Origin of the sequence: Plantactinospora sp. KBS50, assembly GCF_002285795.1 — a bacterium.
Classification (GTDB): domain Bacteria; phylum Actinomycetota; class Actinomycetes; order Mycobacteriales; family Micromonosporaceae; genus KBS50.
The window spans coordinates 4,775,329-4,790,836 of record NZ_CP022961.1; the positions used below are offsets into that span (position 1 = coordinate 4,775,329).

The 15,508-nt window shown below is 76.2% G+C and carries 12 protein-coding genes and 1 pseudogene; 5 read left to right on the forward strand and 8 right to left on the reverse strand.

Annotated features, from left to right (window positions below; genetic code table 11):
* The 4 genes from CIK06_RS20440 (at position 1) to CIK06_RS20455 (ending at position 4,472) form a co-directional block, all read left to right on the forward strand.
* Positions 1-1,299, forward strand: a complete 1,299-nt coding sequence (locus CIK06_RS20440) for a DUF58 domain-containing protein (protein ID WP_095566183.1) — start codon at positions 1-3, stop codon at positions 1,297-1,299.
* Positions 1,296-3,743, forward strand: coding sequence for a DUF3488 and DUF4129 domain-containing transglutaminase family protein (locus CIK06_RS20445; RefSeq protein ID WP_095566184.1), 2,448 nt, complete (start codon positions 1,296-1,298; stop codon positions 3,741-3,743). Before CIK06_RS20440 ends, CIK06_RS20445 begins: the two co-directional genes overlap by 4 nt.
* A gap of 133 nt (positions 3,744-3,876) precedes the next feature.
* Entirely contained in the window at positions 3,877-4,161 is a 285-nt protein-coding gene (locus CIK06_RS20450) for a hypothetical protein (protein WP_095566185.1), read from the forward strand.
* Positions 4,158-4,472, forward strand: a complete 315-nt coding sequence (locus tag CIK06_RS20455) for a hypothetical protein (protein ID WP_095566186.1) — start codon at positions 4,158-4,160, stop codon at positions 4,470-4,472. The genes CIK06_RS20450 and CIK06_RS20455 overlap by 4 nt, the downstream gene beginning before the upstream one ends.
* A gap of 30 nt (positions 4,473-4,502) precedes the next feature.
* Here CIK06_RS20455 and CIK06_RS20460 read toward each other — a convergent pair whose 3' ends face one another.
* The 4 genes from CIK06_RS20460 to CIK06_RS20475 form a co-directional block, all read right to left on the reverse strand.
* Positions 4,503-4,886, reverse strand: a complete 384-nt coding sequence (locus tag CIK06_RS20460) for a DUF3040 domain-containing protein (RefSeq protein WP_095566187.1) — start codon at positions 4,884-4,886, stop codon at positions 4,503-4,505.
* Between the two features lie 152 nt (positions 4,887-5,038).
* Positions 5,039-6,292: a DNA polymerase IV gene (locus CIK06_RS20465; protein WP_095566188.1), complete on the reverse strand. Its 1,254-nt coding sequence runs from the start codon at positions 6,290-6,292 to the stop codon at positions 5,039-5,041.
* A 10-nt stretch (positions 6,293-6,302) separates the two neighbouring features.
* Positions 6,303-7,529 (reverse strand): alkaline phosphatase family protein, encoded by a 1,227-nt coding sequence (locus tag CIK06_RS20470; protein WP_232533757.1) that lies wholly within the window; start codon positions 7,527-7,529, stop codon positions 6,303-6,305.
* A complete protein-coding gene (locus CIK06_RS20475; protein ID WP_095567988.1) occupies positions 7,526-8,218 on the reverse strand; it encodes a methyltransferase domain-containing protein in 693 nt (230 codons plus the stop codon). Before CIK06_RS20475 ends, CIK06_RS20470 begins: the two co-directional genes overlap by 4 nt.
* Before the next feature lie 207 nt (positions 8,219-8,425).
* On the opposite strand from CIK06_RS20475, the gene CIK06_RS20480 reads away from it, so the two are divergent.
* Positions 8,426-9,151, forward strand: coding sequence for a sulfite exporter TauE/SafE family protein (locus CIK06_RS20480; RefSeq protein ID WP_157756875.1), 726 nt, complete (start codon positions 8,426-8,428; stop codon positions 9,149-9,151).
* Between the two features lie 54 nt (positions 9,152-9,205).
* Here CIK06_RS20480 and CIK06_RS20485 read toward each other — a convergent pair whose 3' ends face one another.
* The 4 genes and pseudogenes from CIK06_RS20485 to CIK06_RS20500 form a co-directional block, all read right to left on the reverse strand.
* Positions 9,206-12,724 carry an error-prone DNA polymerase gene (locus CIK06_RS20485; protein ID WP_232533758.1) on the reverse strand — a complete coding sequence of 1,173 codons (3,519 nt, stop codon included), beginning with the start codon at positions 12,722-12,724 and terminating at the stop codon, positions 9,206-9,208.
* 54 nt (positions 12,725-12,778) lie between these two features.
* Complete coding sequence (locus tag CIK06_RS20490; protein WP_095566190.1) at positions 12,779-14,347, reverse strand: DNA polymerase Y family protein; 1,569 nt, start codon at positions 14,345-14,347, stop codon at positions 12,779-12,781.
* Positions 14,344-14,679, reverse strand: coding sequence for a hypothetical protein (locus CIK06_RS20495; protein WP_095566191.1), 336 nt, complete (start codon positions 14,677-14,679; stop codon positions 14,344-14,346). The genes CIK06_RS20490 and CIK06_RS20495 overlap by 4 nt, the downstream gene beginning before the upstream one ends.
* Positions 14,676-15,275 (reverse strand): annotated as a pseudogene (locus CIK06_RS20500) (hypothetical protein); the annotation flags it as partial. The gene CIK06_RS20495 and the pseudogene CIK06_RS20500, both read right to left, overlap by 4 nt.
* Positions 15,276-15,508 lie beyond the last annotated feature (233 nt).

Below are 15,508 nucleotides of genomic sequence, written 5' to 3' on the forward strand. Positions count from 1 at the left end.
ATGCGGGAGGCGCTGCGCGGCCTGACCACCCGGGGCCGGTCGTTCCTGGCCGCAGCCGCGGCCGCGGCGCTGTCCGCGCTGATTCTCGGCGAGAAGGACCTGCTCCGGGTGGCGGTGCTGCTGGCCGTGCTGCCGTTGCTGGCGGCGCTGTACGTGGGCCGCAGCCGGTACCGGCTGGCCTGCACCCGCTCGCTGGAGCCGCACCGGGTGCAGGCGGGCTCCACCTCCCGGGTGGTGCTGCGCCTGCAGAACCTGTCCCGGCTGCCGACCGGGACCCTGCTGCTGGAGGACCGGCTGCCGTACGCGCTGGGCAGCCGGCCCCGGGTGGTGCTGGAACGCCTCGGCGCCCACCAGGGCAGTTCGGTGGCGTACACGGTGCGGGCCGACGTGCGCGGCCGGTACGAGGTCGGTCCGCTCACCGTGCGCCTCACCGACCCGTTCGGGCTGTGCGAGCTGACCCGGGCCTTCCCCAGCACCGACCGGCTCACCGTCATCCCGCAGGTGCTGGCGCTGCCGAACGTGCGGGTGGCCGGCGAGTACGCGGGCACGGGCGACAGCCGGGCCCGGTCGGTGGCCGTGCACGGCGACGACGACGCGGCGACCCGGGAGTACCGGCACGGCGACGACCTGCGCCGGGTGCACTGGAAGTCCACGGCCCGCACCGGCGAGCTGATGGTGCGCCGCGAGGAGCAGCCGTGGGAGAGCCGGGCCACCGTGGTGCTGGACACCCGGGCCGCGGCGCACCGCGGCGAGGGACCGACCGCCAGCTTCGAGTGGGCCGTCTCGGCGGCGGCCAGCATCGCGGTGCACCTGCGCCGCGCCGGCTACAAGATGCGACTGGTCACCGGCCCGGAGGCCGACCTGGACGCCTCGGACGCCGGCGGCGAAGGGCTGCTGCTGGACCACCTGGCGCAGGTGCGGACCGCGCCGCGGGTCGACCTGGGTCTGCTCGTCGAGCGGGTCCGGCAGCGCAACCGCGGCGGCCTGGTGGTCGCGGTGCTCGGCACGTGCAGCGCCACCGAGGCGGAGTTGGTGCGCGGCCTGCGGGACAGCGGCGTGGCCTGCATCGGTTTCCTGATCGACAGCACCACCTGGGTCAACCTGGGCCAGCCGGCCAGGGGTGAGGCCGACGAGGCGCACGAGGCGTCGGCGCTGACCCTGCTGGAGGGCGGCTGGAAGGTGATCGGGGTGGAGCACGGGATGCTGCTGCCCGGACTGTGGCCGCAGGTTGCCCGGCGGGCGCAGGGATTCGCCCGGCGGGCGGCGATGGCCGAGACGGTCTCCGGGGGAATGCGATGAGAAGCACGCGGTACCTGGGGTTCGTCGCGGCCGTCGCCACCGTGCTGGCGGCGGCGCCGCTGTCGACGATCTTCGACCGGTGGACCTGGCTGGTGCAGATCCTGCTGGTGGTGGCCGCGCAGTACGGCGCGGTGACCCTGGCCCGGTACCTGCGGGCACCGCTGGTGGCCCAGTTCGGGGCCATGCTGGTGGCCCTGTTCATCGCGTTGACCTGGATCTTCCCCAGCGGCCGGGAGTGGCTCGCGGTCGTGCCGACCAAGGGCACGCTGGCCTACTTCGGTCACCTCTTCGGAGCGGCCGGCGAGGACATGCGCTCGTACGGGATCCCGGTCCCGGACACCACCCCGCTGCTGTTCATCACGGTGCTCGGCGTCGGCGTGGTGGCCGCGGTGGTCGACCTGCTCAGCGTCGGGCTGCGCCGGCCGGCCCTGGCCGGGCTGCCGATGCTGGCCATCTACTCGGTGCCGGTCGCGGTGTACCCGGACAGCGTGCCGCCGGTGCCGTTCGTCGTCGGCGCGATCGGCTTCCTCTGGCTGCTGGTCGCCGACAACGTGGACCGGGTGCGCCGGTTCGGCCGGCGGTTCACCGGCGACGGCCGCGACGTGGACCAGTGGGAACCGTCGCCGCTGTCCGCGGCCGGCCGCCGGCTGGCCACGGTGGGTGTCCTGCTGGCGGTGCTGCTGCCGCTGGCCGTGCCGGGCATGACCACGGGCATGCTGAACACCTTCCAGACCTCGCCGCTCGGCGAGGGGAACGGCGTCGGCCAGGGTGGGCTGGGTCGGGTCAACCTGTTCGCCGCGCTCAGCGGCCAGCTCACCCAGTCCGACACCCGCGACCTGGCCCGGGTCACCACCACCGAGGAAGCGCCGTTCTACCTGCGCTTCGGGGTGGCCGACGAGCTGCGCCCGGACGGCTTCCGGGTGCGGGCTCCGCACGGCACGCCGGTGAGCCGGGGGCTGCCGCCGGTGGATCGCCGCAGCACGGCGGGCGTGGTGCGGCAGACCGAGCATGCGAGCATCGAGATCAGCCGGGACTTCGCGATGTCGCTGCTGCCCGTGTACAGCAATCCGATCGCGACCGACGGGATCGACTCGTCCTGGTTCTTCGACCCGAGCCAGCAGGTCGTCTACTCCGGCCGCAGCCAGGCACGCGGCAAGAAGTACTCGTTCGACTACGTCCGCTCCACGTACTCGCCGGCGGCGCTGAGCGCGGTGCCGGAGCCCAGCGACACCGACCCGGCCCGCGCGTTCACCGAGGTGCCCCGGCAGCCGCAGGTGGACTCGCTGGTCCGCCAGCTCACCGCGGGCAAGCGGTCGGACTACGCCCGGGTGCGCGCCCTCTACGACTACTTCTCGGCCGACAACGGCTTCCGGTACTCGCTGTCCACCAAGGGCGGGACCAGCGGCAGCGACATCGTCGACTTCCTGGACAACAAGACGGGCTTCTGCCAGCAGTACGCCGCGGCGCTGTCCTGGATGGTCCGCTCGGCCGGCGTTCCGGCCCGGGTCGCGTTCGGATTCACCACCGGCAGCAAGGTGAACAGCAACACGTACGTGCTGACCAACAAGAACCTGCACGCCTGGACCGAGGTCTACTTCGCGGGCATCGGCTGGGTGCCGTTCGACGCGACCCCCGCGGCGTCGGTTCCCGGCGCGATGCGGTCGGAGTGGGCGCCGGACACCGACGCTCCGGACCCGACCGCGCCGTCGGGCGAGGTGGACTCCCCGGACCGGCCGGGCGCCGCCAACGACGCCGGATCGAGCCCGCAGGAGAAGGACGACGAGGCCGGGCTGCCCGACGCGGCCTCGGTGGCGCAGGCGCGCCCGGCGAGCCAGTCGTGGTGGATCATTTCCGCCGCTGCTGTGCTGCTTCTGCTGCTCGTGCTGCCGGCGACCCGCCGGGTGCTGCTGCGCCGGCGCCGGATCCGCCGGCTCGCCACCGGTCCCGTGCTGCCCTCTCCCCGGGTGCGGGAGCCGGGGACGGTTGAGGTGATCGTGGACGGTTCCGCCGACCGGGGCCGCGCGGACGTGCACTCGGCCTGGGCGGAACTGCTGGACACGATGGTCGACTTCCGGGTGCTGGTGGATCCCGCCGAGACGCCCCGGCTGACCGTCGAGCGGCTGGCGAGCCGGGACCTGACCGGTCCGGCGGCGGACGCCGCCCGGCGGCTGGGTCGGGCCGAGGAACTGGCCCGGTACGCCCCGGCCCCGGGCCGGGAGAGCGGACTCGGCCCGGCGTTGCGGGCGGTCCGCCGCGGGCTGGCCGCCGGCGCGAGCCGGCGGACCCGGGTGGTCGCCGCGATGCTGCCCCCGTCGGTGCTGCTGCGCTGGCGGACGGCGGTGGCCGACGGGTTCGCCCGGACGGTCACCTCGGCCGGGCGGGCGAACGCCGGGATGCGCCGGTGGAGTCCCCGCCGGCTGGTCGGCCAGCGCACGGCGCGCTGATCCGGCTGGTCGGCCAGCGCACGGCACGCTGATCCGGCCGCCGGCGGGGACGGTCGCCGCGGGCGGGCCCGAACCGCCTCGTCACCTGCCCGGAAGGCATTCCACCCGGCGTATGCGTTTGTATACTTTTCCCATGTCGGTAGATCCGTACCGGTTCTCCTACACCAGCTACGAGGCGCTCGACCGGGCCGGCGTCGGCTGGCAGGCGGCCCTGCACGTGCTCACCGCGTCCCGGCCGCGGATCGTGCGCCGCATCGGCGCGGTGATGCACGTCGTCGGCGCGGTGCCGGACGGGAGAATGCTGGCGGTGGCTCTCGTCGAAGAGGCCGACGACGAGTACGTGGTGGTCGGAGCGCGATGGCTCGACGAGGACGAGGCACAGCCACTGCGCAAGTTGATGGAAAGGGGCGGGCGATGAGCCGAGCAGATGACATCAGGGCGGCGCAGGAGTCACTGGAAGACCGGGACTGGTCCGCCGCGGTGGTCGACGACACCCCGCCGACGACGAAGGTGAGCATGTCCGCCCGGTACCCCGCCAACATCGCGCGCCGGGTCATGGAGGACGCGGAGGCCCGCGGCGTGAAGCCGGGGGCGATCCTGCGGGAGATCGTGGAGGCGCACTACGCCACGCTCGACGCCGCTGGCAACGAGCCGATCACCGTGCGGCCGGCCGACGTCGTCCGCGCGCTGACCGAGGTTGCCCGGCGGAAGCGCACCGCCGCCGCGTAGGGCGGGCGGGGCGTCAGCGCCGGGACATCGTCAGCGATGGCCCTCGGGCCGCTGCCGCCACCTTTCCTCCAGCCGATCGATCATCGACAGCCGGCGGCCCCGGGGGCGCCGGCTGGTGGTGCCGCCCACCACGTGCAGGTCGGGCGACTGCGCCCGTCGGTGGGACTGCAAGGCGTACGCCGCGGCGGCAAGCATCACGACGAACCCCGCCACGGCCAGCAGCGGTGTCTTGATCACGGCACCGTAGACGACTACCGCGAGGCCGGCGATGATCAGGCCGGCAGCGACGAGCAGCCGGCGCCGCACGCGGAAGCGTGGGTCGCTGGCGCGCACAGCCGAGGCGAACTTGGGGTCCTCGGCAAGCGACCGCTCGATCTGCTCGAACAGCCGCTGCTCGTGCTCCGAGAGCGGCACGGCACTCCTCCCCGGTCACGAAGGTCGATCCGGTCGGACCGACAGACCGTGACAGCCAACCGGCTGCTTACCCGCCAGTCTACGAGGGGGCCCGCGGGTCGGAAAGCGGGACGAGGCATGGTCGCGTTGATTTTCGGCTCTGAGACAGCAACCTAGGGGTTGTCCCGTGGCTCCGCCGGGTCCAGCAGGCTGGCCGGACGCACGACGGATCGCCCGAAACGGGCGGTTGCCGCGTCCACCGCCGCTTCCGCCTCCCGCCAGCCGTACTCGGGAGCGCCGAGCACGGCCTGCCGGGGTGTCCCGGCCGCCGCGGCCAGCCCCTCGACCCGGATCCCGATCAGCCGGATCCGGTCACCGGGGCGTAAGGCGGAAAAGAGCGCCCAGGCGGTCTCGAAGACCTCCCGGGCCACGTCGGTGGGCACCTGGTGGGTGCGGGAGCGGGTCAGGGTGCGGAAATCGGTCAGCCGTACCTTGATGGACACGGTCCGGCCGACCTGGCCGGCCCGGCGCAGCCGCATCCCCACCTTCTCCGCGAGCGCCAGCAGCGCCCGGCGGATCGTGGCGGGATCGGCCACGTCGGTGTCGAAGGTGACCTCCGCCCCGATCGACTTCTCCACCTGCTCGGGGGTGACCCGGCGCGGATCCCGACCACAGGCCAGTTCGTGCAGATGGTGCGCGGCGGCCTCGCCCACGGCGCTGCGCAGCAGCCCGTGCTGCGCGGCGGCGAGGTCGGCCACGGTGGACAGCCCGAGCCGGCGCAGCGCCTCGGCCGCCCGCTCGCCCACCCCCCACAACGCGTCCACCGGCAGCGGATGCAGGAACTCCAGCACCCGGTCCGCGGGCACCACGAGCATGCCGTCCGGCTTCGCCAGCGCCGACCCGAGCTTGGCCACGAACTTCGTCGGGGCAACCCCCACCGAGCAGGTCAGCCCCTCCTGCTCGGCGACCCGGGCGCGGATCGCCTGGGCGATCCCGGTGGGCCGGCCCAGCAGCCGCCGCGCCCCCGCCACGTCCAGGAACGCCTCGTCCAGGGAGAGCGGCTCGACCAGCGGGGTGACGTCCCGGAAGATCTGCATCACCGCCCGGGACGCGGCGGTGTACGCGTCGAAGTCCGGCGCCAGGAACACCCCGCCCGGGCAGAGCGCGCGGGCGCGCAGCATCGGCATGGCGCTGCGCACGCCGTACGTCCGGGCCTCGTAGCTGGCCGAACTGACCACGCCGCGCGGCCCGAGACCACCCACCACGACCGGCTGGCCGCGCAGTCCGGGCCGCCGGCGGACCTCGACCGAGGCGTAGAAGGCGTCCATGTCCACGTGCAGGATCGGGCAGCCCGCGTCGTCGGCGCCCGGCCCGAAGCGCGGATCGGCACCGCCGGCTCCCGGGCGGAAGGACTGGCTGCGACCCATGACCGGCAGGCTAACCCGCCGGTACGACACCCTGCGCCCCGGCGACCAGCAGCGGGATCGCCATCTCGGCCGCCGTCAGCGAACCGTGGAAGCCCACCAGCCACGCCTCGGCCGGACTCACGCTGGGGTGCACCACGACGGACGTGCCCCGGCAGACCACCACCAGGTCGCCGATCCGCTCCAGATGCGCCGCCGGCACCGGACCGAACCAGCCGGCGGCCACCGCCTCGGCCCGGTCGAGCACCCGGGCCGCGTCGCCCAGGACCCCGGCCCAGGTGGCCCGGACGTCCTCGACGGCACCGGGCCGCACGTGCAGGTACCGCACCCGCGGCTCGCCCGCGACCAGCCGCAGCCCGGCCCGCAGCCGGGGATCGGCGTCCAGGTCGAACCGGCCCTGCGCCGGCACGTTGAGCTGGCCGTGGTCGGCCGTCACCAGCAGGGCCGCGTCCGGCGGCAGGCCGTCGACCAGCCGGGCCAGCGCCTCCTCCAGGCCGGCGGCGGCCGATCGCCAGTCCGCCGAGTCCACGCCGTACCGGTGCCCGCACTGGTCCAGTTCCGGGTGGTAGCCGTAGACCAGCGTCGGCCCGGTCCCGGCGCCCAGCGCCGCCAGCATCGTCTCGGCCAGCGCGGCCGGGCCGGTGACCGGCGCGTACCGGCCGCCGGCGTTGGCCGCCTCGGTCAGCCCGGAACCGGCGTACTCCGGCCGGCTCGCCACCGTGACCGCCACCCCGGCGGCCGCCGCCCGCGCCCAGACCGTCGGCAACGGCTGCCAGCCGCGCGGATCCGGATCGTCCCGCCAGTCGACGTGGCAGAGCACCCGGTCGGTGCCGGGCACCCGCACCCGGAACCCGAGCACGCCGTGCGCTCCGGGTGGAGCGCCGGTGCCCAGGCTGACCAGGCTGGTCGGGGTGGTGGAGGGGAAGCCGCTGGTCAGCCACCGGCCGGCGCGGGCCAGCTCGCCCAGCGTCGGCGCGTGCGCCGCGGCCAGCGGAAGCTGGTACCAGCCGAGCCCGTCCACCAGCAGCACCGCGATCCGGCGCACCCCGGCCAACCGGTCGGCCAGCCCCAGCGGGTCGGCGGAGCCGGGCACCCCGAGCGCGGCCAGCACCCCGGGCATCAGGTCGGCCAGGCTCGCCGCGCCGTACCGCGGCGGGAGCACCGCCAGCGGATCCGCCGCCGGTGCGGCCGGGCCGCCCAGGGCCGGTGTCGGGTCCGCCCCGGCGGCCGGGCCGGTCACGGCGTACGGCGGGCGAACAGGTGCAGTTGCGCGGCGATCTCCCGGTACGGCGGGCGGGACGCCACGGCCAGTTCGAGATCGAGCAGCGCCCGCTGATCCCCCTCGGCCACCGCGGCCGGCAGCAGATCGGTGAGCGCCCGCACCCCGTGCACCTCCTCGACGTGCAGCCCCGCGGCGTGCAGCAGCGCGGTGGCGCCGTCCGGGTCGTACCGCCGGCGCAGGGTGTCCCGCGGCCCGGCCCGGCCGTCCGGATCGGCCAGCATCGTCGCGGCGGCGGCGAGCTGCCCGGCGGTGGCCCGGGCCAGCACCGCGGCCGCCCGGCCGGCCACCAGCACGCTGGCGGCGCCCCCCGGCCGCAGCGCCGCGGCCAGCGCGCCGACCACGGCCTCGGGATCGTCCACCACCTCCAGGACGGCGTGGCAGAGCACCAGGTCGACGCTGGCCGGCGCCACCCACCCGCCCAGGTCGTCGCCGTCGCCCTGCACGGCGCGTACCCGGTCCGCGACCCCGGCCTCGGCGGCCCGGCGGGTCAGCGCGGCGAGCGCGTCGGGGCTGGCGTCCACCACCGTCACCCGGTGCCCGGCCTCGGCCAGCGGCACGGCGAACCCGCCGGTCCCGCCGCCCACGTCCAGCACCGCCAGCGTCCGCCCATGCTGCCGGTCGAGTTCCTGGCGCAGTACCGCCCAGATCACCGCGGTCCGGGCCCCGGTGCCGGGCCGGGCGGCGGCGGACCGGGCAGCGGCGGCAGCGACCGCCGGCTGTGTTCGCTCCACCCGGCCGAGCCTAGGGCACCGGTACGCGTCCCGCCCAGCGCGGCCACCTCCGCCGGGGATGTGGCCAGGCTCTCGGTGAACGCGTTTGCCTGCGCCACCGGTCGTCGGCGAGGCTTCACGCCGATGGCCATCCTGCTCCCCGTCACCTTCGGCATCGTGCTGCTCGCCGCGTTCGCCCAGGCGGTCAGCGGATTCGGCTACGCGTTGCTCGCCGTACCGCTGCTCACGCTGGCCAGCGACCCGCGCACCGCCGTGGTGGTGGCCTCGGTGACCGGCGTCGGGCTGACCGTGACCTCCGCCGCCCGGGAACGCGCGCACGCCCGCTGGCGCACCGCGCTGCTGCTCACCTCGGCCGCCGTGCTCGGCATGCCGGTCGGGCTGCTCGTGCTGACCCTCGCCCCGGCCCGGCTGCTGACCGTCCTGATCGCGGTGGTGGTCCTCGGCTGCACGGTGCTGGTCTGGCGGCGGGTCCGGTTCCGCACCGGTCCGGCGGTGGTGGCCGCGGTCGGCGTCTTCTCCGGCGTCCTGGCCACCTCCACCGGGATGAACGGCCCGCCGCTGGTCGCGGCCTTCCAGGCCCTCGGGTACGACCCGCGCACCTTCCGGGCGACGCTGGCCGCCGCCTTCGCCGGCAGCGGCGTGCTCGGGCTGGCCGGGTTCGTGCTGGCCGGGCAGGTCGACGCGGCCACGCTCCGGCTCGCCGCGGCCGGGCTGCCGGCGGTGCTGCTCGGCTGGTGGCTGGGCGACCGGATCTTCGCCCGGGTGAACCTGGTCGTGTTCCGCCGGATCGTGCTGCTCGGCCTGGTGGCCATGTCCGCCGCGGCGCTGGTCCAGGCGCTCACCGGCTGAGCGGCCGCCGGAACCCCGACCGCCGCCGGGTGCGGGTGCGGGTGCGGGTGCGGATCAGCGGAAGTCGCGGGACGGCGGGCTGACCGGCGCGGTGATCCCGTCGAGCCGGTCGGCGGTCAGCGACACCACCCCCGAGGCACGGTCGAGCCGGCCCCGCACCACGAGCGCCGCGCTGGTCCGGGCGACCCGGCGGTACCGCTGCCACAGGCCCGGCGAGCACATGACGTTGAGCATCCCGGTCTCGTCCTCCAGGTTGAGGAACGTCACCCCGCCCGCCGTGGCCGGTCGCTGCCGGTGGGTCACGATGCCGCCGACCCGGATCCGCCGGCCGGGCTCGACCTGGCCCAGCCGGGCGATCGGCACCGCGCCGAGCGCGTCGAGTTGCGGCCGGACGAACTGCGCCGGGTGGCTCTCCGGGGACAGCCCGGTGGCCCACACGTCGGCCACCAGCCGGTCCACGTCGTCCATCCCGGGCAGCGCGGGCGCCCCGGTCCCGCCGGCGGTGCCGGGCAGCCGACCCGCGCCCTCCCGGGCCGCCGCGCCGGCCGCCCACAGCGCCTCCCGGCGGGTCAGCCCGAACCCGGCGAACGCGTCCGCGGTGGCCAGCGCCTCCAGTTGGGCCGCGGTCATCCCCACCCGCCGGGCCAGGTCCGGCATGTTCCGGTACGGGCCGTTCGCCGCCCGTTCGGCCTCGATCCGCTCGGCCAGCCCGTCGCCGAGGGTGCGGACGCTGGACAGCCCGAGCCGCACCGCCGGGCCGCCCAGCCCCCACGCGTGCGGCGGCTCACCCGGCGCGCTGCCCCACCGGGTGTCCGGGGTGGACTCCAGCGTCGCCCCGGCGTTGCTGGCGTTGATGTCCGGCCGGCGCACCCGTACCCCGTGCCGGCGGGCGTCGTCGGTCAGGCTCTGCGGCGAGTAGAAGCCCATCGGCTGGGCCCGCAGCAGCGCGGCCAGGAAGGCCGCCGGGTGGTAGCGCTTGAGCCAGGCGCTGGCATAGACCAGGTACGCGAAGCTCATCGCGTGGCTCTCCGGGAACCCGTAGTTGGCGAACGCGGACAGCTTCAGGTAGACGTCGTCGGCCACCGCGCCGGTGATGCCCCGCGCGGCCATCCCCGCGTACAGCCGGTCCCGGATCCGGGCCATCCGCTCGGTGGAGCGCTTCGCGCCCATCGCCCGGCGGAGCTGGTCGGCGCCGGCCGCGTCGAACCCGGCCAGGTCGATCGCGAGCTGCATGAGCTGTTCCTGGAACAGCGGCACCCCGAGCGTCTTCTCCAGCGCGTTGCGCATCAGCGGATGCGGGTACGTCACCGGCTCCTGCCCGTTCTTGCGCCGGATGTACGGGTGCACCGAGCCGCCCTGGATCGGGCCGGGCCGGATCAGCGCCACCTCCACCACCAGGTCGTAGAACTCCCGGGGCTTGAGCCGGGGCAGCGTGGCCATCTGCGCCCGGCTCTCCACCTGGAACACCCCGACCGAGTCGGCCCGGCAGAGCATCTCGTACACCTCGGGGTCGTCCAGCGACATCGAGCCGATGTCCAGGGTGGATTCGATCATGTCGTACGCGTGGTGCAGCGCGGCGAGCATGCCCAGCCCCAGCAGGTCGAACTTGACCAGCCCGGCACTGGCGCAGTCGTCCTTGTCCCACTGCAGCACGCTGCGGCCCGGCATCCGCCCCCACTCCACCGGACACACCTCGATCACCGGCCGGTCGCAGATCACCATGCCGCCCGAGTGGATGCCCAGGTGCCGGGGGAAGCCCTGCACCTGGTTGGCGTACGCGACGACCTGCTCGGGGATGTCCGCCGTGGCGATCGGGCCCCACTGGTCGATCCCCTTGCTCCAGGCGTCCTGCTGGCCCGGCGAGAAACCGAACGCCTTGGCGATGTCCCGCACCGCCGACCGGGGCCGGTAGGAGATGACGTTCGCCACCTGGGCGGTGTGCTCCCGGCCGTACGTCGCGTAGATGTGCTGGATGACCTCCTCCCGCCGGTCGGACTCGATGTCCACGTCGATGTCCGGCGGCCCGTCCCGCTCCGGGGCGAGGAACCGCTCGAACAGCAGGCCGTGCCGGACGGCGTCCACGTTGGTGATGCGCAGCGCGTAGCAGACCGCGGAGTTGGCCGCCGAACCCCGGCCCTGGCAGTAGATGTCGTTGCGCCGGCAGAACGCGACGATGCCGTACACCACCAGGAAGTAGCCGGGGAAGCCCAGCTCCTCGATCATCCGCAGTTCGTGTTCGAGCTGCTCGTACGCCCGCGGATGGGCCGCGGGCGGCCCGTACCGGTCCAGCGCGCCGCGCATGGTCAGCTCGCGCAGCCAGCTCATCTCGGTGTGCCCGGCCGGCACGTCGTACGCGGGCAGTTCGGGCGCGACCAGGTGCAGGTCGAAGGCGAGTTCCGCACCGAACTCGGCGGCCCGGGCCACCGCGCCCGGGTAGCGGGCGAACCGGGCGGCCAGCTCGGCGCCGCCGCGCAGGTGGGCGGTGGCCGCGGCGGGCAGCCAGCCGTCCATCTCGTCGAGGCTGCGCCGGGCGCGCACCGCCGCGAGCGCGGTGGCCAGCCGGCGCCGGGCCGGGGTGGCGTAGTGCGCGTTGGTGGTGGCCACCGTGGGCAGGCCTGCCGCGGCGGCCAGCCCGGCCAGCGCGTCGTTGCGGTCGCCGTCGGTCGGGTCGCCGTGCTCGGTCAGCTCCACCGCGACCGTCTCGGCGCCGAACAGCGCGGTCAGCCGGTCCAGTTCCCGGGCCGCGGCGTCGACGCCCTCGGTGAGCAGCGCGGCCGGCACGTGGCCCTTGCGGCATCCGGTCAGCACCAGCACGTGATCGCGCAGTTCGGCGGCCACCTCGGCCAGTTCGCCGTAGACCGGACGGCCCTTCTCCCCGCCGCGCAGGTGCGCCCGGGCGATGGTCCGGGCCAGCCGGGCGTACCCGTCGGGACCGTGCGCCAGCACCAGCAGATGCCGCCCGGCCGGGTCGGGCGCACCGGTACCGGCGCGCGGCTGCGCTCCGGGCCGGCCGCCGGCCCCGGGCGGCTCCAGCGACAGTTCCGCGCCGAAGATGGTGGGCAGGCGCAGCGCCCGGGCCGCCTCGGCGAACCGCACCACGCCGTAGAGGCCGTCGTGGTCGGTCACCGCGAGCGCGGTGAGCCCGAGGGCGACCGCCTCCTCGACCAGTTCCTCGGGATGGCTCGCGCCGTCCAGGAAGCTGAAGTTGCTGTGCGCGTGCAGTTCCGCGTACGGCACCGCGTCCTCGGGCGGGGCCAGCCCGGCGGGCGGCAGGTAGCCGCCCCGCCGCCGGGTCCAGGCCGGCCCGTCACCGCCGTCGCCGTCGCCGGCCAGCGGGTCCACCACCCGCAGGTGCCGCCGGAGGGTGTTGCCGCCGAACCAGGCGCCGGTCGGCCGGTCGGCGCCGCCGGCCGGGTCGGCGCCCCGGCCGGCGGCGCCCGCGCCGGGGTTCCCGCCCGCGCCGGGGTTCCCGCCCGCGCCGGGGTTCCCGCCCGCGCCGGGGTTCCCCGCCGACCGGCCGGAGAGCAGACGTTCCAGCTCCGACCAGGGCATGTCCGGGTTGTTGAAGCCCATCAGCGGACACCGGCCCTAGGGCGTTCGGCTCGACCGACACTCATGAAACACGCCCTAGTCATAGATCGCCTCCACGGCCCACCGGCTGGCGGACAGGGAGAGCAGCAACGCGGTGCCGTCGGCCAGGCTGACCTGGAACCGGACCCGCCGGTTGGCCTCGGCGGGCGCCCACCACCGCTCGTCCACCGGCCACGGACCGGCCCAGCCGGTGATCGCCACGGGTTCGCCGGTGCCCACGACCAGAGCGTCGGGCACGGCGGTGAGCCACAGCCGGGCGCTCACCCCCACCGGCCGGCCGGCGCCGTCCAGCACGGTGACGGCCAGTGGCGTCGGCAGCACCACGGCCGGCGCGGGCGGGGGCAGCCGGCCCGGCCACGGCGGCTCGGCCGGCCGGGTCGGGACCCGCTCGTCGCCCCAGGGCACCAACCGGGCCTGGTCCGCCGGGGACCGGCCACCGCCGAGTACGGCGGTGACCACCGCCTCGGGGCCGAGGATGCCCTGCACCCGGTGCAGCGCCCGGTGCGCCCGATCGCGTTCCGCGCCGGTCTCCCCCCACAGTCCCGGCTGCTGGCCGAGGTGTGTGAGCACCCCGTCGGGGACCAGCCGCAGCCGGATGATCCCCGCGGTGGGCCGCGCGACCGGGGCGGACCCGGCGGACCCGGGCCGCCGGTTGGTCCCGGACAGCCAGCCGTCGAGCTGCCAGCGGACCCGGTCGGCGATCGCCCCGGCGGTCAGCAGGCCGTCGTGCCGCCACGTCCGGTGCAGTTCCTGGCCGTGCGCGGTGACCGCCTCGACGCCCAGCCGGGTGCAGGCCAACCCGTGCCGGGTGAGCGTCTCGTGCAGCCGCGCGGCCAGCGTCCGGGCGGCGAAGGCGGCCGCGTCGACCCGGTCCAGCGGCTCGTCGTACGTCTCGGTCACCGTCAGGTCGGCCGGCGGGTGGCGGACGGCCAGCGGCCGGTGGTCCTCCCCCGCGGCCAGCCGGTGCGCCAGCGCGGCGTCGAACCCGAACCGGGCCAGCACGTCCCCGGGCGGCAGGGCCGCGAAGTCGCCGAGGGTACGGATGCCGAGCCGGCGCAGCAGGTCGGTCAGGGCCGGCCGGTTGATCGCCTCGACGGGCAGCCCGGCCAGGAACCGGGCGGTGCCGCCGGGCGGGACGATCCGGCCGGACCGGGCGGCCAGTCCGGCCGCGAACACCCCGTCGGCGATGCCGGCCTGGCTCTCCACCGCGCAGGACTGGGCCACCTGCTCGACGATCCGCTCGGCGGCCCGTTCCTCGCCGCCGAAGTACCGGGCCGGGCCGCGGGCCGCGACCGCGCAGGCGCCCGGCCGGACCGCCTCCACCCCGGCCACGACCTCCTCGACGGCCGCGATCACCGGCTCGAACGCCCGGGTGTCCCGGCCCGGGTCGTAGTCGGCCGTCACCAGCGCCGGGCACCGGCTCTGCGCCTCCCGCTTGCGCAGCCCCCGGCGGATCCCCTCGGTGCGGGCCGCGGGCGAGCAGGCGATCACCCGGTTGGCGTGCAGCACGGCGACCGGTCCGGCGGCCGGGACCCCCTCGACGATCTCCAGCGCGATGACCGGCCAGTCGGGGCACCAGACCAGCAGGGTCCGGGTGGGCGTCATGCCGGCCCCTCCGGCCCGGTTCCCCGGCCGGGCGCGCCGCCGGCCGGGCCACCGGACGTGCCGCCGTCCGGACCACCGGACGTGCCGCCGGCCGGGCCACCGGACGTGCCGTCGGCCGGGCCACCGGACGTGCCGTCGGCCGGGCCACCGGACGTGCCGTCGGCCTCGGGCCGCGGCGCCGGGGACCGCCAGCACCAGGCGGGCCGGCACCAGACCGGCCACGGCCAGACCGGCCAGCGGCCGTCGGGCTCCGCGCAGGCGGCCATGGTGACCCAGTCGGCGGCCGTGGGAAGAGCCGGCCGGGACCGGTCCCGATCGTCCGGTGTGGTCACGACGCCGCGCCCACCAACGTGACGGAGGCCCGGCGGCGGGACGGATCCGGTCGCCCGGCGGGCTGGCCCGCGGCCGGCGGCGTCGTGACGAGTTCCCCCGCGGGCACGGCGGTCGGCCGCCGGCTGCCGGTGTCGGAGCCGTCGCCGGGCAGCCACACGGTGATCTCCCTGGGCCGGGCCGCGGCGCCGCGGCCACGGGCCCGGATCGTCACGGCCCGCCGGCGCAGCCGGCCGTCTCCCCGGCCCAGCCCTTCCCAGGTGCCGTGCAGCACCTGGAGGGTGAGGTCGGCGCCGTCCCACCGGCCGTACGGGACGAGCACGCTGCCGCGCTGCCGGGCGCGGGCGGCCAGCCGGCCGGTCACCGAGGCGCTGACCGCGGCCGGCACGGCGGCCACCACCACATCCACCCCGTCGATCAGCGCGGCCACCACCGTGGCCCACTCCGGACCCGGGTCCGGCACCAGCGCCAGCCGGTCGAGCGCGATGCCGAGGTCCGCGGCCGCGACCAGGCCGAGGGCCGGTACGCCCACGACGGCGCACCACGATCCGTTCCGGGACGCCTCGGCCAGCAGCGACAGCATGAGCGAGGTGCCGCCGCCGGACGGCAACCCGGTCGCGACGGCGCCGGAGGGCGGTGCGGACACCGCGGCGCCGATCTCGACGGCGCCGGTCCCGACGGCGCCGGATTGCGGCGGGCGGGCGGCGGCGCCGGCCGGTGCCCCGGATGCGCCGGACACCCCCGATACGCCGGACACCCCCGATACGCCGGACACCCCGGCCCCGGATGCGCCCGACACCCCGGAGGTGCCGGCGTCGCCGCCGGGCGGGG

Excerpts from the sequence above, each read along its gene's own strand:
- CIK06_RS20440 (WP_095566183.1), top strand. The coding sequence starts at position 1 with ATGCGGGAGGCGCTGCGCGGCCTGACCACCCGGGGCCGGTCGTTCCTG.
- CIK06_RS20445 (WP_095566184.1), top strand. The coding sequence starts at position 1,296 with ATGAGAAGCACGCGGTACCTGGGGTTCGTCGCGGCCGTCGCCACCGTG.
- CIK06_RS20450 (WP_095566185.1), top strand. The coding sequence starts at position 3,877 with ATGTCGGTAGATCCGTACCGGTTCTCCTACACCAGCTACGAGGCGCTC.
- CIK06_RS20455 (WP_095566186.1), top strand. The coding sequence starts at position 4,158 with ATGAGCCGAGCAGATGACATCAGGGCGGCGCAGGAGTCACTGGAAGAC.
- CIK06_RS20465 (WP_095566188.1), bottom strand. The coding sequence starts at position 6,292 with ATGGGTCGCAGCCAGTCCTTCCGCCCGGGAGCCGGCGGTGCCGATCCG.
- CIK06_RS20480 (WP_157756875.1), top strand. The coding sequence starts at position 8,426 with ATGGCCATCCTGCTCCCCGTCACCTTCGGCATCGTGCTGCTCGCCGCG.
- CIK06_RS20485 (WP_232533758.1), bottom strand. The coding sequence starts at position 12,724 with ATGGGCTTCAACAACCCGGACATGCCCTGGTCGGAGCTGGAACGTCTG.
- CIK06_RS20490 (WP_095566190.1), bottom strand. The coding sequence starts at position 14,347 with ATGACGCCCACCCGGACCCTGCTGGTCTGGTGCCCCGACTGGCCGGTC.